The sequence below is a fragment of the Lacinutrix sp. YIN62 genome, from assembly GCF_057219185.1.
The window spans coordinates 80204-95729 of the sequence record NZ_JBXVVH010000004.1; the positions used below are offsets into that span (position 1 = coordinate 80204).

General features: G+C 33.3%; 18 protein-coding genes. 12 read left to right on the top strand and 6 right to left on the bottom strand.

All coding sequences use genetic code 11. The features are described 5' to 3' along the window. The first annotated feature begins 54 nt into the window (after nt 1–54). On the top strand, nt 55–837 hold the full coding sequence (locus tag AC2D8I_RS03810; protein ID WP_484704665.1) for an enoyl-CoA hydratase/isomerase family protein: 783 nt from the start codon (nt 55–57) through the stop codon (nt 835–837). A gap of 61 nt (nt 838–898) precedes the next feature. Here the strand turns inward: AC2D8I_RS03810 and AC2D8I_RS03815 are convergent, their stop codons facing one another. The 4 genes from AC2D8I_RS03815 to AC2D8I_RS03830 form a co-directional block, all read right to left on the bottom strand. Continuing rightward, nucleotides 899–1552, bottom strand: coding sequence for an HD domain-containing protein (locus AC2D8I_RS03815; protein ID WP_484704666.1), 654 nt, complete (start codon nt 1550–1552; stop codon nt 899–901). 66 nt (nt 1553–1618) lie between these two features. Beyond that, nucleotides 1619–2605: an acyl-ACP desaturase gene (locus AC2D8I_RS03820; protein ID WP_484704667.1), complete on the bottom strand. Its 987-nt coding sequence runs from the start codon at nt 2603–2605 to the stop codon at nt 1619–1621. An 11-nt stretch (nt 2606–2616) separates the two neighbouring features. After that, nucleotides 2617–3351: a lysophospholipid acyltransferase family protein gene (locus tag AC2D8I_RS03825; protein WP_484704668.1), complete on the bottom strand. Its 735-nt coding sequence runs from the start codon at nt 3349–3351 to the stop codon at nt 2617–2619. A gap of 109 nt (nt 3352–3460) precedes the next feature. After that, the gene (locus tag AC2D8I_RS03830) at nt 3461–3871 is read right to left on the bottom strand and encodes a BrxA/BrxB family bacilliredoxin (RefSeq protein ID WP_484704669.1); all 411 of its coding nucleotides are present in this window, start codon (nt 3869–3871) and stop codon (nt 3461–3463) included. 252 nt (nt 3872–4123) lie between these two features. On the opposite strand from AC2D8I_RS03830, the gene AC2D8I_RS03835 reads away from it, so the two are divergent. The 5 genes from AC2D8I_RS03835 (at nt 4124) to AC2D8I_RS03855 (ending at nt 9237) form a co-directional block, all read left to right on the top strand. Continuing rightward, nucleotides 4124–4945 (top strand): DnaJ domain-containing protein, encoded by an 822-nt coding sequence (locus AC2D8I_RS03835; protein ID WP_484704780.1) that lies wholly within the window; start codon nt 4124–4126, stop codon nt 4943–4945. 90 nt (nt 4946–5035) lie between these two features. After that, nucleotides 5036–5752, top strand: a complete 717-nt coding sequence (locus AC2D8I_RS03840; protein WP_484704670.1) for an aspartyl/asparaginyl beta-hydroxylase domain-containing protein — start codon at nt 5036–5038, stop codon at nt 5750–5752. A gap of 173 nt (nt 5753–5925) precedes the next feature. Continuing rightward, nucleotides 5926–7356: a T9SS type A sorting domain-containing protein gene (locus AC2D8I_RS03845; RefSeq protein WP_484704671.1), complete on the top strand. Its 1431-nt coding sequence runs from the start codon at nt 5926–5928 to the stop codon at nt 7354–7356. Nucleotides 7357–7620: 264 nt separating this feature from the next. Next, nucleotides 7621–8682 (top strand): T9SS type A sorting domain-containing protein, encoded by a 1062-nt coding sequence (locus AC2D8I_RS03850; RefSeq protein WP_484704672.1) that lies wholly within the window; start codon nt 7621–7623, stop codon nt 8680–8682. A 159-nt stretch (nt 8683–8841) separates the two neighbouring features. Beyond that, nucleotides 8842–9237, top strand: a complete 396-nt coding sequence (locus AC2D8I_RS03855; protein WP_484704673.1) for a hypothetical protein — start codon at nt 8842–8844, stop codon at nt 9235–9237. Nucleotides 9238–9241: 4 nt separating this feature from the next. Here AC2D8I_RS03855 and AC2D8I_RS03860 read toward each other — a convergent pair whose 3' ends face one another. Both AC2D8I_RS03860 and purN read right to left on the bottom strand, forming a co-directional pair. Further along, the gene (locus tag AC2D8I_RS03860; protein ID WP_484704674.1) at nt 9242–9880 is read right to left on the bottom strand and encodes a ribonuclease H1 domain-containing protein; all 639 of its coding nucleotides are present in this window, start codon (nt 9878–9880) and stop codon (nt 9242–9244) included. Nucleotides 9881–9900: 20 nt separating this feature from the next. After that, nucleotides 9901–10479 carry a phosphoribosylglycinamide formyltransferase gene (purN, locus tag AC2D8I_RS03865; RefSeq protein WP_484704675.1) on the bottom strand — a complete coding sequence of 193 codons (579 nt, stop codon included), beginning with the start codon at nt 10477–10479 and terminating at the stop codon, nt 9901–9903. A gap of 185 nt (nt 10480–10664) precedes the next feature. Between purN and AC2D8I_RS03870 the strand changes: the two genes are divergently transcribed. From AC2D8I_RS03870 to AC2D8I_RS03895, 6 genes are all read left to right on the top strand, one after another. Next, nucleotides 10665–10898, top strand: a complete 234-nt coding sequence (locus tag AC2D8I_RS03870) for an acyl carrier protein (protein WP_013869581.1) — start codon at nt 10665–10667, stop codon at nt 10896–10898. Nucleotides 10899–10910: 12 nt separating this feature from the next. Further along, nucleotides 10911–12161, top strand: a complete 1251-nt coding sequence (gene fabF, locus AC2D8I_RS03875; protein WP_484704676.1) for a beta-ketoacyl-ACP synthase II — start codon at nt 10911–10913, stop codon at nt 12159–12161. A gap of 7 nt (nt 12162–12168) precedes the next feature. After that, nucleotides 12169–12915 (top strand): ribonuclease III, encoded by a 747-nt coding sequence (gene rnc, locus AC2D8I_RS03880; RefSeq protein ID WP_484704677.1) that lies wholly within the window; start codon nt 12169–12171, stop codon nt 12913–12915. Between the two features lie 127 nt (nt 12916–13042). Beyond that, nucleotides 13043–13531, top strand: coding sequence for an IPExxxVDY family protein (locus tag AC2D8I_RS03885; RefSeq protein ID WP_484704678.1), 489 nt, complete (start codon nt 13043–13045; stop codon nt 13529–13531). Then, complete coding sequence (gene pyk, locus AC2D8I_RS03890) at nt 13531–14958, top strand: pyruvate kinase (RefSeq protein WP_484704679.1); 1428 nt, start codon at nt 13531–13533, stop codon at nt 14956–14958. The genes AC2D8I_RS03885 and pyk overlap by 1 nt, the downstream gene beginning before the upstream one ends. Nucleotides 14959–15193: 235 nt before the next feature. After that, nucleotides 15194–15478 carry a hypothetical protein gene (locus AC2D8I_RS03895; protein WP_484704680.1) on the top strand — a complete coding sequence of 95 codons (285 nt, stop codon included), beginning with the start codon at nt 15194–15196 and terminating at the stop codon, nt 15476–15478. Nucleotides 15479–15526 lie beyond the last annotated feature (48 nt).

The following is a 15526-nucleotide window of genomic DNA, read 5'->3' on the forward strand; positions in this document are numbered from 1 at the left end:
TTTAAAAATTAATAAAAAAGATTCTCGTTTTTGAGAATCATAAAATATATTTTAATGGATTACGAAAATATAATAACAGAAACTCAAAATGGAATAACAACGATCACTATTAATCGTCCTAGTAAATTAAATGCTTTAAATAAAGCTACAATTAGTGAGTTGCATTATGCTTTTAAGACAGCAAATGACGATGCGGGAACGAAGGTGATTATAATTACTGGAAGTGGTGAAAAGGCTTTTGTTGCTGGTGCAGATATTAGTGAATTTGCAGACTTTGATGTTGAAAATGGAGGTAAGTTAGCGGCCGAAGGGCAAGCGTTATTGTTTGATTTTGTAGAAAACCTATCGACTCCAGTTATTGCAGCGGTTAATGGTTTTGCTTTAGGAGGTGGACTAGAACTGGCAATGTCTGCTCATTTTAGAATAGCAAGTGTAAATGCTAAAATGGGGTTGCCTGAAGTGTCTTTAGGGGTTATTCCAGGTTATGGTGGGACACAACGTTTGCCGCAATTGATTGGTAAAGGGCGCGCTATGGAAATGGTTATGACTGCTGGAATGTTAGATGCTAATACAGCATTAGACTACGGTTTGGTTAATTATGTTGTAGAGCAGTCGGAGTTAATTCCATTGGCAGAGAAAATAGCAAGTAAGATAAAGCGTAATTCATCTGTTGCGATAAGTAAGGCTATAAAGGCTATAAATGCGAATTTTAAAGATGGAATTGATGGTTATAGTGTAGAAATAGAGCAGTTTGGAGCATGCTTTGGTACCGAGGATTTTAAAGAAGGAACGACAGCCTTTCTCGAAAAGCGTAAAGCGGATTTTCCAGGGAAATAAAATAAATTGTTTTATTATGTAGGTGTAAATGAAAAGATACAATTAGTTTGTGTCTTTTTATTTATGCTTTTCCATTCCATTCTGCATAAAATTGATCCAGAAATCCTAGCATATATTTATGCCTTTCAGCAGCAATTTTTCGACCAGTTTTGGTGTTCATTTTGTCTTTTAGTAGCAATAATTTTTCGTAAAAATGATTTATTGTAGGGGCTTCAGAAGCTTTGTATTCCGCCTTGCTCATTTTTAAATTGGGCTTAATTTCTGGATTATAAAGTGACCTGTTTTTAAAACCGCCATAGTTGAAGCTGCGCGCAATGCCTATAGCGCCTATAGCGTCTAAGCGGTCTGCATCTTGTACAATATCTAGTTCTAATGATTTAAATTTTTGGGGCTCGTTTCCGCCTTTAAAAGAAATGTTTTCAATAATCAGTATCACATGTTCTATTATTACTGAATCTATGTTTAGATTGAATAAGAATTCTCGGGCTATTCTTGGGCCTACAGTTTCATCGCCATTATGGAATTTGCTATCTGCAATATCATGTAATAAAGCTCCAAGCGCAACAATAAGTTTATCGGCATTTTCATTTTTGGAAATAAGGAGCGCATTTTTGTAGACGCGTTCTATATGAAACCAATCGTGTCCACCTTCAGCATTTTTTAATTGGTTTTTTACAAAAATTATAGTTTGATCTATGTATGTTGTTGTTTTCATAAGTGGCTTAAAAATAAAAATTCCTTTTCAATTGAAAAGGAATTTTTATTCATAATATTTTAGTGTTTATAATTTGGCTGGCTCCACCCATTTGAATTGAAAAGAATTCTCAGGAACGGTCATTCTGTCTGCTAAGCGCATCATTCTAGCAGGAAGCTTCATTAAATAATCTCTTGCTTTTTCGGCTTCGTCTGTTAGGTTTGTAACTTTATCTATCTCCCAGCGTTTAATAAGTTTGCTTAAAATGTCTACATAATCTAAAGAGGTGTAAACGCCAATACGTTGTGCTGTATTAGAAAACTCTTCGAAAGCGGTACTTATTTTATCTCCAGATTCTCTTAGGAAATGAGCAGGCATCGCTATTTTTTGTTTCATCATATAGTGAAAAGCCATCATCATTTGGCTAGGATCTACTTTGAAGATACGTTCTACAAATTCAGAATAGGCATGATGGTGTCTCATTTCATCACCAGCAATAATTTTGCACATCTTAGAGAGTTGCTTGTTGCCTTTTTGTTTGGCTATTTTAGCAACTCTATTATGAGAAATGTAAGTCGCTAGTTCCTGAAAGCTTGTGTAAATAAAATTTTTATAAGGATCGCGATCTGTTCCAATATCAAAACCATCTGCAATGAGGTATTGTGTTGTTTTCTCGATCTCTTTCATGTTTACTCTGCCCGACAAGTATAAGTATTTGTTTAATACGTCTCCGTGTCTATTTTCTTCGGCAGTCCAATGTCTTACCCATTTGGACCACCCATTACGCTCTACTTGTCCTACGCCTTCAACATCCATTAACCAGGATTCGTAGGTTGGTAGTGCTTCTTCGGTGATCATATCGCCTACAAGAACGACCCAGAAATCATAAGGGAGTTCTTTAGAGAGTTCTCTTATTTCTCTAACTTCTTCAAAAAAATTATCTCCTTCAGAATCTGGCAGGAAATCTGTAGGTTGCCATATTGTTTCTATGGGTATGAGATATTTTTGTATTAATGCGTCCACGTCCTTTTCCAAAAACTGCATTACTTCCAATCTTACATTTTTTAATGACATCGATTTATTATTTATATGTGAATATTCTGTTTTATTGTTTTTTCAATAGTCTCTAAAAGGACATCTTTTTCAAAGTCACTAACGTTTAAAGGCTGGTGTGCTGTAAATTTTAAATGAGCGCCAAGTCCCATAGGAAACTTTCCGTAGGCTAATGTTTTCCATGAATTATTTATAGAAACAGGTACTATCAAAGCGTTTGGGATATATTTTATAAGGGTTTCTAGTCCTTTTGTTTGAAACTTTTTAGGAACACCATCTCTACTTCTGGTGCCTTCAGGGAAAATAACTGCTGCTCGATTAGTGCGTTCTATGTATTTAGCGAATTTTTTAATAGCAACAATAGACTCTCTAGGGTTTTTTCTGTCTATTAATACAGAGCCGCCATGGCGTAAATTGTATGATACACTAGGGATGCCTTTTCCTAATTCTTTTTTACTTATAAATTTTACATGGTGTTTTCTAAAGAACCATATTAAAGAAGGTATGTCACTCATACTTTGATGATTTGCAACGATAATAATGGGTTGGTCTGTTGGAATATCGTAAGGGTTGGTAAAGGTGTATCTTGACCCTAAGATGTTAAGGCAACGCATTAGAAAAAATTGAAGTGCATCTACACTTTTTTTATGAGCGTTATATCCAAAAACATTGAGACAAACCCATTGAATGGGATGAAACACTAAAAGTGTCAAACCAAAAAATAGGAAATAGACAATGGTTAATGGGTATGCTATAAATTTAATCATCACAAAATATACTATATCTGGTCAAAAATACGTATAAAAAAAACCACAACAAGAATATGAAGTGGCTTAAATTGCTTAAAGTAGTATTTTCTTTAATAAATTATTAGTCTTAACAGTGCTCGTTATAAGCATCCATAAGGTTTTCTGCAATCAATTCTGCTGGGCGCCCTTCTATATGATGGCGTTCTAGCATATGAACTAATTCTCCATCCTTAAATAACGCGATACTTGGTGAGCTTGGAGGAAAAGGAACCATATGTGCTCTGGCTTTGTCTGTAGCCTCTTTATCTACTCCTGCAAAAACAGTTACCAAGTTATTGGGGTGTTTTGCGTTTTTTATACTCATGGTAGCTCCAGGTCTTGCATTGGCAGCTGCACAGCCACAAACTGAATTTACAACAACTAAAGTTGTGCCTTCCTTTGCAATAGCATTATCTACAGCTTCTGCTGATTGTAACTCTTCGAAACCTACTTTAGTTAAGTCTTCTCGCATAGGTTTTACTAATTCTGCTGGATACATGTTTTTTGTTTTTTACGTTTAAAATTATAATACAATACAAAGTTAATCAAAAACCGTGCAATTATCATTTAAATGCGCCTTTATAACAGTTATGATGTCATAAGGGCAGTCTATAACGTTGTTTTTTTAAGTGTTTGAGCATAAGTGGGAACGCTGTTAAAAATATGTAAATAAATTTTTTAAGGTGTAACGAAAATGTTAATACACCAACTAACAAAATGGTATATTTGCGAACATTTAATAATTAATAAAATACGTATGTTAAAATGGATAGGCGCTACTTTAGGCTGGTCTTTTGGAGGGCCTATAGGGGCAATAATAGGATTAGCATTAGGGAGTTTAGGGGAAACGTTATCTTCTGGCAATAAGAGTCCTTTTTTAGATGATCAGGATGTTAGATCTGAAGGTAAAAGAACAGGTTATGAACAGTATAACCCCAATTATGGAGGCGGGTCAGATTATCGGTCACAGTCTCAGCGCCGTTCACAAACGAGCTCTGGAGATTTTGAGGTGAGCTTATTAATTCTAGCCTCTATTGTTATTAAAGCAGATGGGAAACAGGATCAGCGAGAGTTGGATTTTGTACGGTATCAATTTACAGAAATGTATGGTAAAGAGAGGGCAAATAAGGCTTTTCGGTTGTTTAAAGGCATAAATAAACAATCTAATATTTCTACGCGTCAAGTTTGTTTGCAAATTAAGCATATGATGGATCATTCTTCGCGCTTACAATTACTGCATTTCTTGTTTGGTATTGCTAAAGCAGATGAAGTCGTTAGTGAGGATGAAGTTCGTCAAATTTATACCATTGCTGGATATTTAGGAATTAGCTCTCGCGATTATGAGAGTATAAAAGCAATGTTTTATAATAGTAGCGACAATGCTTATAAGGTTTTAGAAATAACTAAAAGAGCAACACCAGAAGAGATTAAGAAAGCGTATCGAAAAATGGTGAAAAAATACCACCCAGATAAGGTTGAACATTTGGGAGAGGAACATCGAAAAGGGGCTGAGAATAAGTTTAAAGAAGTGCAAAAGGCCTACGAACAATTGCAAAAAGAGAGAGGGTTTTAGGAATGCGATTAGACTGTTAACTTTTTTTGATTTTAAATAGATAGTATTAAATTATATGTTTTTAAAAGATATAGAACGGTTAGTATTGGTATGGCTAAACAGCAAGAAATAACTAAGTACATAAAATTGCCTTTTGAGTTTGATAAGAAAAAACTTGTTAAAGAGCTTGCGTTGATTGTTGATGATAAGTGGGTTTCACACTTTAATACTAATGGGTATACAGGTGAATGGAAGGCTATTTCATTGTATGCTAATAATGGTGATGAATCCAATATTTTTGCTTCACCAATTAATAATACGTCATTATTGGAAACTCCAATTATAAAAGATTGTAGCTATTTTAAAGAGGTTATAAAAACGTTTAAATGTCCTATTCTGTCAGCGCGTATTTTGCGATTGGGTGTTGGGGCGGAAATAAAACCACATAGAGATTATCAATTGGGATATGAAAATGGGTGTTTTCGTTTACACATTCCCATTATTACTAATAAAGATGTGCAATTTATTTTAGATGGGAGTTCATTAATGATGTCTCCTGGGGAGTGCTGGTATACAAACGTGAACTATATGCATTCTGTTATTAACAACGGAACAATAGATCGCATGCATTTAGTTATCGATGGCAGCAGAAACCAGTGGTCCGATAATTTGTTTTTTTCATTAGCTCCTAAAGCGAGTTTTTTAAATTCATCAGAAGAAAAAAAATCTGTAGAAACGATTAGGCGAACTATAGAGGAATTGGAGCGACATAATAGACCGGAAAATAAATTTCTTATAGACCAAATGAGAAGAAAATTAGAGAAGTAAGCTGCCGAGAATAGACAAGTAGACAGCATTTCTAATGTGTTGTTTTTTTTTGAATAAAAGGCTGTGAAAATACCATTACAAAATTTATAAGTACATAAAGTTGTTTTAAGTGTAAGCATTGGTTTATAATGCGACTTAGAAGAACTAATAAGATATTATTTAATACAAAAAAAATGAATACAAAATTACACAAAACATTAATTATAGCTGTTTTAGTTGCAGCTTTTAATTTTGTGACAATTAATGCACAGCAGCTTCAGAATGTTGGAAATACTGGAATTTCGGATGTAGAGATAGCAGAACAAAAAATAGTTTTCGATTTAGATGACAATATATATGCGACTTATACGGACCGCTTAAGGCGAAAAGTTTCAGTGGTTAGGTTAAATACTAATACAAATGATTGGGAATTTGTAGGAAATGAAGAGTTTTATGATATCGGTAATGGTGTTATATTAAATGTTGAGATAATTATTGATACTAATAAAAACATTTATTTAATGGTACAAACGACTCAAAATACAAACGTTTTACGATACAATAATGCGCTAGCTTCCTGGGATACTACAAATATTAAAACAGTAGAATCTTTGAGTACATTCGATAGTTATATGATTCTATCTCCATTTGATGATTTAAATCCAGATGCGGAAAGAATAATTTATGTTTCTTATTTAGAAAATTTAAACGAAGGCGCTTCGTCTATACGAAGAAATACAAGTATTTCTAATCCTATTTCCGAGAATTGGTCTTTTGAGCAAGACACAAACACAAGTGTTACTTTTCAAAATAATACTGACGGACATTTTATGCCTATTTATTTTCAAAATACATTTAGAGCATATATGGCTTATCTTCATGAAATGCAGGATGGTACCTTTAAAAAAGTATTGTACCGTGCCAGTGGAAACGGTTGGGATGAAGAGAATGCTTTTAATAATGCCTTTTTAAATGAGCGTATCGGGAGTTTTGATTTTAGTATTACTGCAGCTAACGACGCTTTTTTTGTGGCAACTTCTTCAAATAAAGATATACTAATAGAATTGCAAAAGGTGAATAATAACTATACTCCTATTGAAGTTACTAAACAAGGCTTGCCTCTAAAAGCAGATAATTTAAAATATGCTACGGATAGGAGTTCTCATTTCCTAGCTATTTATCAGGCTAATGCAGTTGCCGAAATGCAAACTTCAATTTATGAATTAAAATCAAATGCAATAGAATGGACTTTATTAGGAAGTAGTAATGGGGATTTTGAGGATTTTTATTTAGATAGCAATGGCGATCCTTATGTGATTTTTAAAGACAATGTAGTTAAAACAGTTGGTGATGGTCTTTTAAGTGTAAGTAATGATATTTTATTATCGGGAATGGCTATTTATCCTAATCCAACAAAGAACAAGATTCATATTGAGCTAAAAGATAGTGGTGCAGTTTTAAAGAATGTGAAGTTGTATAATGTGTTAGGAGAATTAATAAAGGATAATACAGTGGCAAATCAATTATTAACAATGGATCTAACTGGCCTGAATAAAGGAGTGTATTTATTGAAAATAATAGATGATAAAAATAAAACAACAACAAGAAAAATTATTAAAAATTAAAAGATTTATCTTTTGATTTAGACATGAAAAAAAAGCTTTGAAGTTTTCTTCAAGGCTTTTTTTATTATGGGTAAAACTAAGTGTTGTTAGTTGTTTGTTTTTTAGCGGGTTGTGTGGTTGGGTTAGAGGTGAAATACTATTCTTAAAACAGGAGATTAAGATTAGGAGCTAATTAGTAAACTATTTTAAAGCTTTTAAATATTTGCGTTGGTTTAAGTTTGATTTATTTTAGCGTTTTTAACCTTTATTTTAAATACCGCTATTATGAGATTTTATTTTTTATTTTTATTATGTTTTTTTAACTATGTTGGTGCATTTTCGCAAGTTACAGATGTTGTAACAGGTCTTCAAACTCCAATGGGTATTACCCTTAGTGGTAACGAGATGTTTATCATAGAAGGCGGGGCAAATGGAAAAATATCTAAGATAGATATAACAGCAATAAATCCTCTTCCTGAAGTTGTTTTTTCAGTTAGTAACATATACGATTTGGCAATTAAAGGCAACGACTTGTATTTTTCAAGATTCAATGAGGATAAAATATCCAAAATAGACCTTACAGAAGTAAACCCTGTAGCTACAGATGTTGTTAGTAACCTTAATTATCCAAGCGCATTGGTTTTTAAAGGAGATGAGTTGTTCTATGCAGAACGTTATTCTTCTAAAGTATCAAAGATAGATGTAACAGCAGCAATGCCAAATCCTATAACTGTTGCATCTGGAGTAGGGCAGCCAATGGGATTGACTTTTAATGGGGATCATTTATATGTTTCAGATTATAATTCAGGAAAAGTTTACGAAATCAATACATTAAATGCAAACCCTTCTCCGGTTATTAAAGCAGATTTAAATGGAGATCAAGTTTTGGGATTAACATCTTATAATAATAATATATATGTCGCAAAGCCAATGAACTTTACAATCATTAATTTTGATGCGACTATAGCTGCTCCTGCGATAAATGAACTTGTTGGAAGCGTGAATAGGCCAAGAGCCTTATGTGTTGTGGGAGAAGATTTATATTTTACTCAAGAAATTGGAGGTAAAATTTCAAAAATAAATATAGGCGGTACTTTAACTGTAAATACAACTGTTTTTGATGAAGTCTATGATGTTTATCCCAATCCAGTGCAAACCGTTTTAAAAATTAAAGGGGTTTCTTCTCCTGTGCAGTATACTATTTATTCAATGTCAGGGCAAGCGCTATTAAAAGGAGAGACTACGGGAGCGCAAGAGATTTTTGTAAATGAACTAATAGAAGGATTGTATATTCTCCAAATAGAAGGTTTTAGTATCAAGACTTTTTCTAAGTTTCTTAAAAAATAAATTTAGAATTAAAAAGTGATAAAAAAGCAATGCTTAATTAAGCATTGCTTTTTGTTTAAATTCAATTTTAGTCAGTGGAATATAAAAAAGATCTTCTTAAATTTGTAGAATTATAATGGTTAATTAAAAATTAGACCCCTATTTAAATAGGATATACGCATGAGAAAAGATATAGATATTCCAGAGGTTAAAGATGTTTACATTGCTGTTGTTAATGAGTACAATGAAATCTATAAAACACAAGATTGGAATGCTTATATTATAAATGAAAAGGATGTTGATTTAGATGTTGTTATAATTGTTACAGAAGGATATTCTGATGCTAAAATAACCACTACAATGCGTAAAAAATTAGATAAACTTCCTGCTAAAAGCTATGCGAAAATAGAATTAATGCAAGAAGCTCTTTTTGCTCTAAATAATCAATTTAAAGTTTCTTTTTTTGAAGGGAATCAAATGTATGATAAAACGTATTTATTTCGAAAAAACACGATTAATTTAAAAGCATTACAGCCTATCCCGTTAATGAAATCTAGAGGTGTTTTAGTTAAGTAATAATTTATTTTCGACCGAAATCGGCTGGTATTTCTCCCCAAGCTTTGGTTTCCCATTTTACAATAGTTGTAGTATAATTATTAGTTTTAAGCCACAGCACAGCTCTATCTACTAAATCAAAAACAGGTTTGTTTTTAGCGCTGCGTTTCAATTTAGAATTACATGTTTTTTTTCGAACCCAACTCATTGCTGTTTTTGAATCGGTATATAAGATTCGATCACTATTGTGTTTTTTAAGAAAGCTTAGACCATGCACTAGTGCAAGGAATTCCCCTATATTATTGGTGCCTTGTTCAAAAGGACCTTGAATAAATAATTGTTTTTTACTTTTAGTATCTACGCCGCGATACTCCATAATACCAGGGTTACCGCTAGAGGCTGCATCAACGGCTATAGAATTGTAATTAGGAACTCCTATTTTTTGTAATTCGAGTGGGCTCAATTCACTTTTAGAGGTTTTGTTTTTTCCTATAAAATCAAAATAATTACCTTCTAGTGCTTTTTTTGCTGCATCCAAAGAATCGAAAGATTTATATTGTGCGCCTTGGTAATCTTTAATTTGTTTTTTACAAGCATTCCAAGTTTCAAAAACGCCCGTTTTATGCCCTTTCCAAACCGTATAATATTTTTTCTTTTTTGTCATTTTCGTAAGGCAAGAGGTTTTTAACCCTCAGTTGTTTTAGAGAGTAGTTCGTTTACTACCAAAGGAAAATGTTTCATCTCTAACTTATGGATTTTAGCCGCGACATCTGCAGGGGTATCGGATGGTGAAACATCGCATTTAGCTTGAAAAATAATAGCGCCCTCGTCGTAGTGTTCATTTACATAATGGATCGTAATGCCTGTTTCTGTTTCTTTATTGGCAACGATAGCTTCATGAACATGCATTCCATACATGCCCTTTCCTCCAAATTTTGGGAGCAATGCGGGATGTACATTTATAATTTTATTTTGAAACGTATTAATTATAGATTTAGGGAACTTCCACAAGAAACCAGCAAGTATAATTAAGTCTGGTTGCGTAATTTTTAAGATCTTTAAAAGATCATTTGTTTTTGTAAATGCAACTCTATTAAAAGAAAATGCGCTAACCCCTAGTTCTTTGCACCTATTTAATACTTTTGCCTGAGGGTTGTTTGTGAAAACTTGAATAACAGAAGCATTATCTTTATCTTGAAAAAATTTAATTAAATTCTCAGCATTAGTGCCGCTTCCGGACGCAAAAATTACAATACGTTTCATTTTTACAGATTATAAAGTTCTAATTTTTGAAGCAAAAAAAAGAATAATTATTAACAATTGAGGGGTAAAAACCAATTACTTAAACTTTTATTTATTAAATTAGAAACACATTTTTACAGTAAAGGGTTGTTTTAAAATAAAGTTTTTTATTTTTGCGTCTTAATTAAAACTAAAAAATTAAAATTATGTCAGACATTGCATCAAGAGTAAAAGCGATAATCGTAGACAAATTAGGAGTTGATGAAAACGAAGTTGTAACAGAAGCGAGCTTCACTAACGACTTGGGAGCAGATTCTCTAGACACTGTAGAATTAATAATGGAATTTGAAAAGGAATTTGATATCCAGATTCCAGACGACCAAGCAGAGAATATTGCAACAGTAGGTCAAGCAGTATCTTATATTGAGGCTGCAAAATAAGCACTAAAATTTATGGAACTTAAGCGAGTTGTAGTTACAGGACTAGGAGCACTAACACCAATTGGAAACACCAAGGATGAATATTGGGATGCTCTAATAAATGGAAAAAGTGGCGCTGCGCCTATAACATATTTTGATACTGAGAAGTTCAAGACAAAATTTGCTTGTGAGTTAAAAAACTTTACCGTGACCGATTTTATTCATAGAAAAGAGTCACGTAGAATGGACAGGTTTACGCAGTACGCAATGGTCGCTTCAGATGAGGCCATTGCGGATGCTAAACTAAATCTAGATGAAGTTAATAAGCTTCGCGTAGGAGTTATATGGGGCGCAGGAATTGGAGGTCTAGAAACATTTCAAAATGAAGTATTGAATTTTGCCGAAGGTGATGGCACTCCAAAATTTAATCCTTTCTTTATTCCGAAAATGATTGCAGATATAGCGCCAGGAAACATATCTATTAAGAATGGATTTATGGGGCCAAACTATACGACCGTATCTGCATGCGCGTCTTCAGCAAATGCAATGATAGATGCTCTAAACTATATTCGTTTAGGTCATTGTGATGTTATAGTCACGGGAGGAAGTGAAGCTGCTGTAACTATTGCTGGTATGGGAGGCTTTAATGCAATGCATGCACTGTCTACCAGAAATGAAAGCCCAGAAACAGCTTCTAGACCTTTTGATGGTACTAGAGATGGTTTTGTATTAGGAGAAGGCGCAGGCGCAATTATTCTTGAAGAATATGAACATGCTAAGGCTAGAGGAGCTAAAATATATGCAGAAGTTGTAGGTGGTGGATTATCTTCAGATGCTCACCATATGACAGCACCACACCCAGAAGGAATAGGTGTTGTTGCAGTAATGGAAAACTGCTTAAAAAATGCAGGATTAAAACCAGAAGCAGTAGATCACATAAATACACATGGAACTTCTACTCCTTTAGGAGACGTGGCAGAGTTAAAAGCGATATCTCAAGTATTTGGTAGTCATGCAAAGCATATAAGTATTAATTCTACAAAATCGATGACTGGTCATTTATTGGGGGCGGCTGGAGCTATAGAATCTATTGCATCAATATTAGCAATAGAACATGGCATTATCCCGCCAACAATTAATCATACCACAATCGATGATAAAATAGATCCAGAACTAAACTTAACTTTAAACAAAGCTCAAAAAAGAGAGGTTAAGGTTGCTATGAGCAATACCTTTGGTTTTGGAGGACATAATGCTTGTGTGTTATTTAAAAAATTAGATTAGACTTCGAATGAAAAACATTCGAAACATATTCAGTTCTCGTTCTAAGGAAAACGAGAACTTTTATATGTCTGTACATAAAATTTTGGGCTTTAAACCCAAAACCCTAAAGCATTACCAAACGGCGTTTACACATCGTTCTATGAATATAAAAAACAGTATGGGACATACTGTGAATTATGAGCGATTAGAGTTTTTAGGCGATGCTATGTTAAGTTCAGTTATAGCACATCACTTATATATAGAGGTGCCAAGTGGCGATGAAGGTTACCTTACAAAAATGCGCTCTAAAATAGTGAGTAGAGAACATTTAAACGAGCTAGGTAAAGACTTAGGTCTTATAGACTTAGTGCAAAGTAAAATTCCTAAAGGCCAATTTGGCGATAATATACATGGTAATCTCTTTGAAGCTTTAATAGGGGCTATTTATTTAGATAGAGATTATAAGTATTGTGAGAAATTTATTTATAGACGTGTAATTACGCCTTTTGTAGATATTGAAAAACTAGAAGGAAAAGTAATAAGTTATAAAAGTTTACTCATAGAATGGTGTCAAAAAGAAAAGAAGACATTCGATTATAATGTTTATGAAGATACGGGAAACGATAATATTCGGCATTTTTCAGTAAAACTCTCCATCGATAAAAAAATAGTTGCAAAAGCTAGGGCAACTTCAAAGAAAAAAGCAGAAGAAAAAGCATCGAAACGCGCATTCTTTGTCTTTCAAAATCAAATTTCCAAAACACTTTTGCTGTAAAATAGGGATTCACTCTATAAAGCTTATCCTTTTATAATTACGCTACAGCGTTTTCAAAACTATTTCAATAAAATAATATATCTATAAGGCTTTTTAATACTATATTTACATTTAATTCTAGTAGCAAATGGCTGTTCATAAACTCATTTTAGATGATTTTTTAGAAGTAGAGCGATTTTCTTTAATAGGCATACATTGTGTTATTAAAGATTATAGGTTAGCGTATCTTCTAAACAAAGCATTAGAAATTAGTCTTAAACGAAAGGCTAAAGATATAGGCAATGAGGTGTTTAAGACGAGCTATTCAATCTTTGAATGGGAAGATCCAGCATTACTTGCTAAATGGCAGCTGGTTTCTAATAGTTGCAAAGTTAAAAGCAATCAAGAGACTAACGCATCGCATTCGTTATTTAGTTTAGAGCAAGCCAAAACTAAAACACATCACTTAGTACCAGAGTATAAGAAAGTAAATTATTTACTTAAGATAGAAAATGAGTTAAATGAAATAAAAGAAAAACTCATTTTAAGACATATACTAAATATATCGCAAGTCGTTACTGCATACGCTATAGATGTAGAGAAACTTAAATCAAAAGATAATTTAATATTCAGCTAATGTTAAAAAGAAAAAAAACCAAGATAGTAGCAACATTAGGCCCAGCTACAAGTACAAAAAAAGTATTGAAGGCTATGTTGGATGAGGGGGCCAATGTGTTTAGAATCAATTTTTCGCATGCCGATTATGACGATGTCAAGGAGCGCGTGAAAATGATTCGTGAACTTAATGATGAATATGGATATAACGCTTCTATTTTAGGGGATTTGCAAGGGCCTAAATTGCGTGTAGGAGTAATGAAAGGTGAAGTCGTTGTAAATTCTGGCGATGAGATTACTTTTGCAACTGGTAATCGTTTTGAAGGGACAAAGGATCGTGTATATATGACTTACGATAAATTTCCGCAAGATGTGAAACCTGGAGAGCGAATTCTTTTAGATGATGGAAAGCTTATTTTTGAGGTTGTTTCTTCAGATAAAAAAACGGAAGTAATCGCTAAGGTATTACAAGGAGGGCCTTTGAAATCTAAAAAAGGGGTTAATTTACCGAATACTAATATATCGCAACCCGCTTTAACTCCTAAGGATATAGAAGATGCTAAATTTGCCTGCGAATTACAAGTGGATTGGATAGCCCTATCTTTTGTGCGTCATGCAGAGGATTTAATGGAGCTTCAGGAATTAATCAAGCAACACAGCGAACATAAGATTCCAATCATTGCAAAAATAGAGAAGCCAGAAGGTGTAGAAAATATAGATAAAATAGTTGCTTATTGTGATGGTCTAATGGTTGCCAGAGGTGATTTAGGGGTAGAAATTCCTGCTGAAGAAGTCCCATTGGTACAAAAAGAACTAGTATTACGTGCGAAACGTGCGCGGATACCTGTAATTATAGCTACACAAATGATGGAAACTATGATAAGCAGTTTAACGCCAACCCGTGCAGAAGTAAATGATGTGGCCAATTCTGTAATGGATGGCGCAGATGCCGTAATGTTATCTGGAGAAACGAGTGTCGGGCAATATCCTGTACAAGTGATTAAACAAATGGCAAATATTATTCGTAGTGTAGAAGATTCAGAGCTTATACAGGTTCCAGAATCTCCACCACATATTCGTACCAACCGTTATATTACAAAATCTATATGCTATCATGCGGCACATATGGCAAATGAAATTGATGCAAAGGGGATTTCAACCTTAACTAATAGTGGTTATACAGCATTTCAAATATCAGCTTGGAGACCAAAATCACATATTCTCGTATTTACATCAAACAAGCGTATTTTAACACAGCTAAATTTGCTTTGGGGTGTTAAAGCTTTCTTTTATGATAAATTTGTAAGTACAGATGAAACTATTGAAGACGTTAATAAAATAGCACAAGAAAAAGGTTATCTTGAAAAAGGGGATATGTTAGTGAGCTTGGCAGCAATGCCAATACAAGAAAAGGGAATGGTTAATACACTTAGAGTTACAGAGATATAATTAGAGCCTTTTTTTAAATAATACAATGCTACCAGCTACTCAAAATAGCTGGTTTTTTATGCTTTATAAATTGATTTTTAAGAGATATAAAAAGGCGTTTGGTTATATGTTAAAGCCTATTCTAAATAGTGTAAAATGTTTTGAATTTGTTAAAAACACGTCGGTTTTAGTTAAAAAAGCGCTTTAAATGTAATTATGAAGCGGTAAATGCTACTAAAAATTAAAAATAAAGCATATGAAAGGACGAGATGTAGAAGCTATAGAAAAAGAAGAAATAAAATTTTTAAGATTTCCAAAAGAAGAGGTGTTAAACTCTAAAACAGAACAAATAGAGCGTTGTTTAACCGTAAAAAGAGCTATGGTTTTAGGGAATTTAGAGCATCAAAAAGTAAAGATATTATTTATAGATAATGATGGTTTTAAGAAAGTTGAAACAACAATTTGGGGCGTGACTGATAAATCTGTAATACTTAAAAAATCTACCGTTATTCCGTTAGAACGTATTTTACGGGTGTCATAAAAGGTAATATTGTTTGCGACTTTATTTAAAAATTATATTTGATATAAT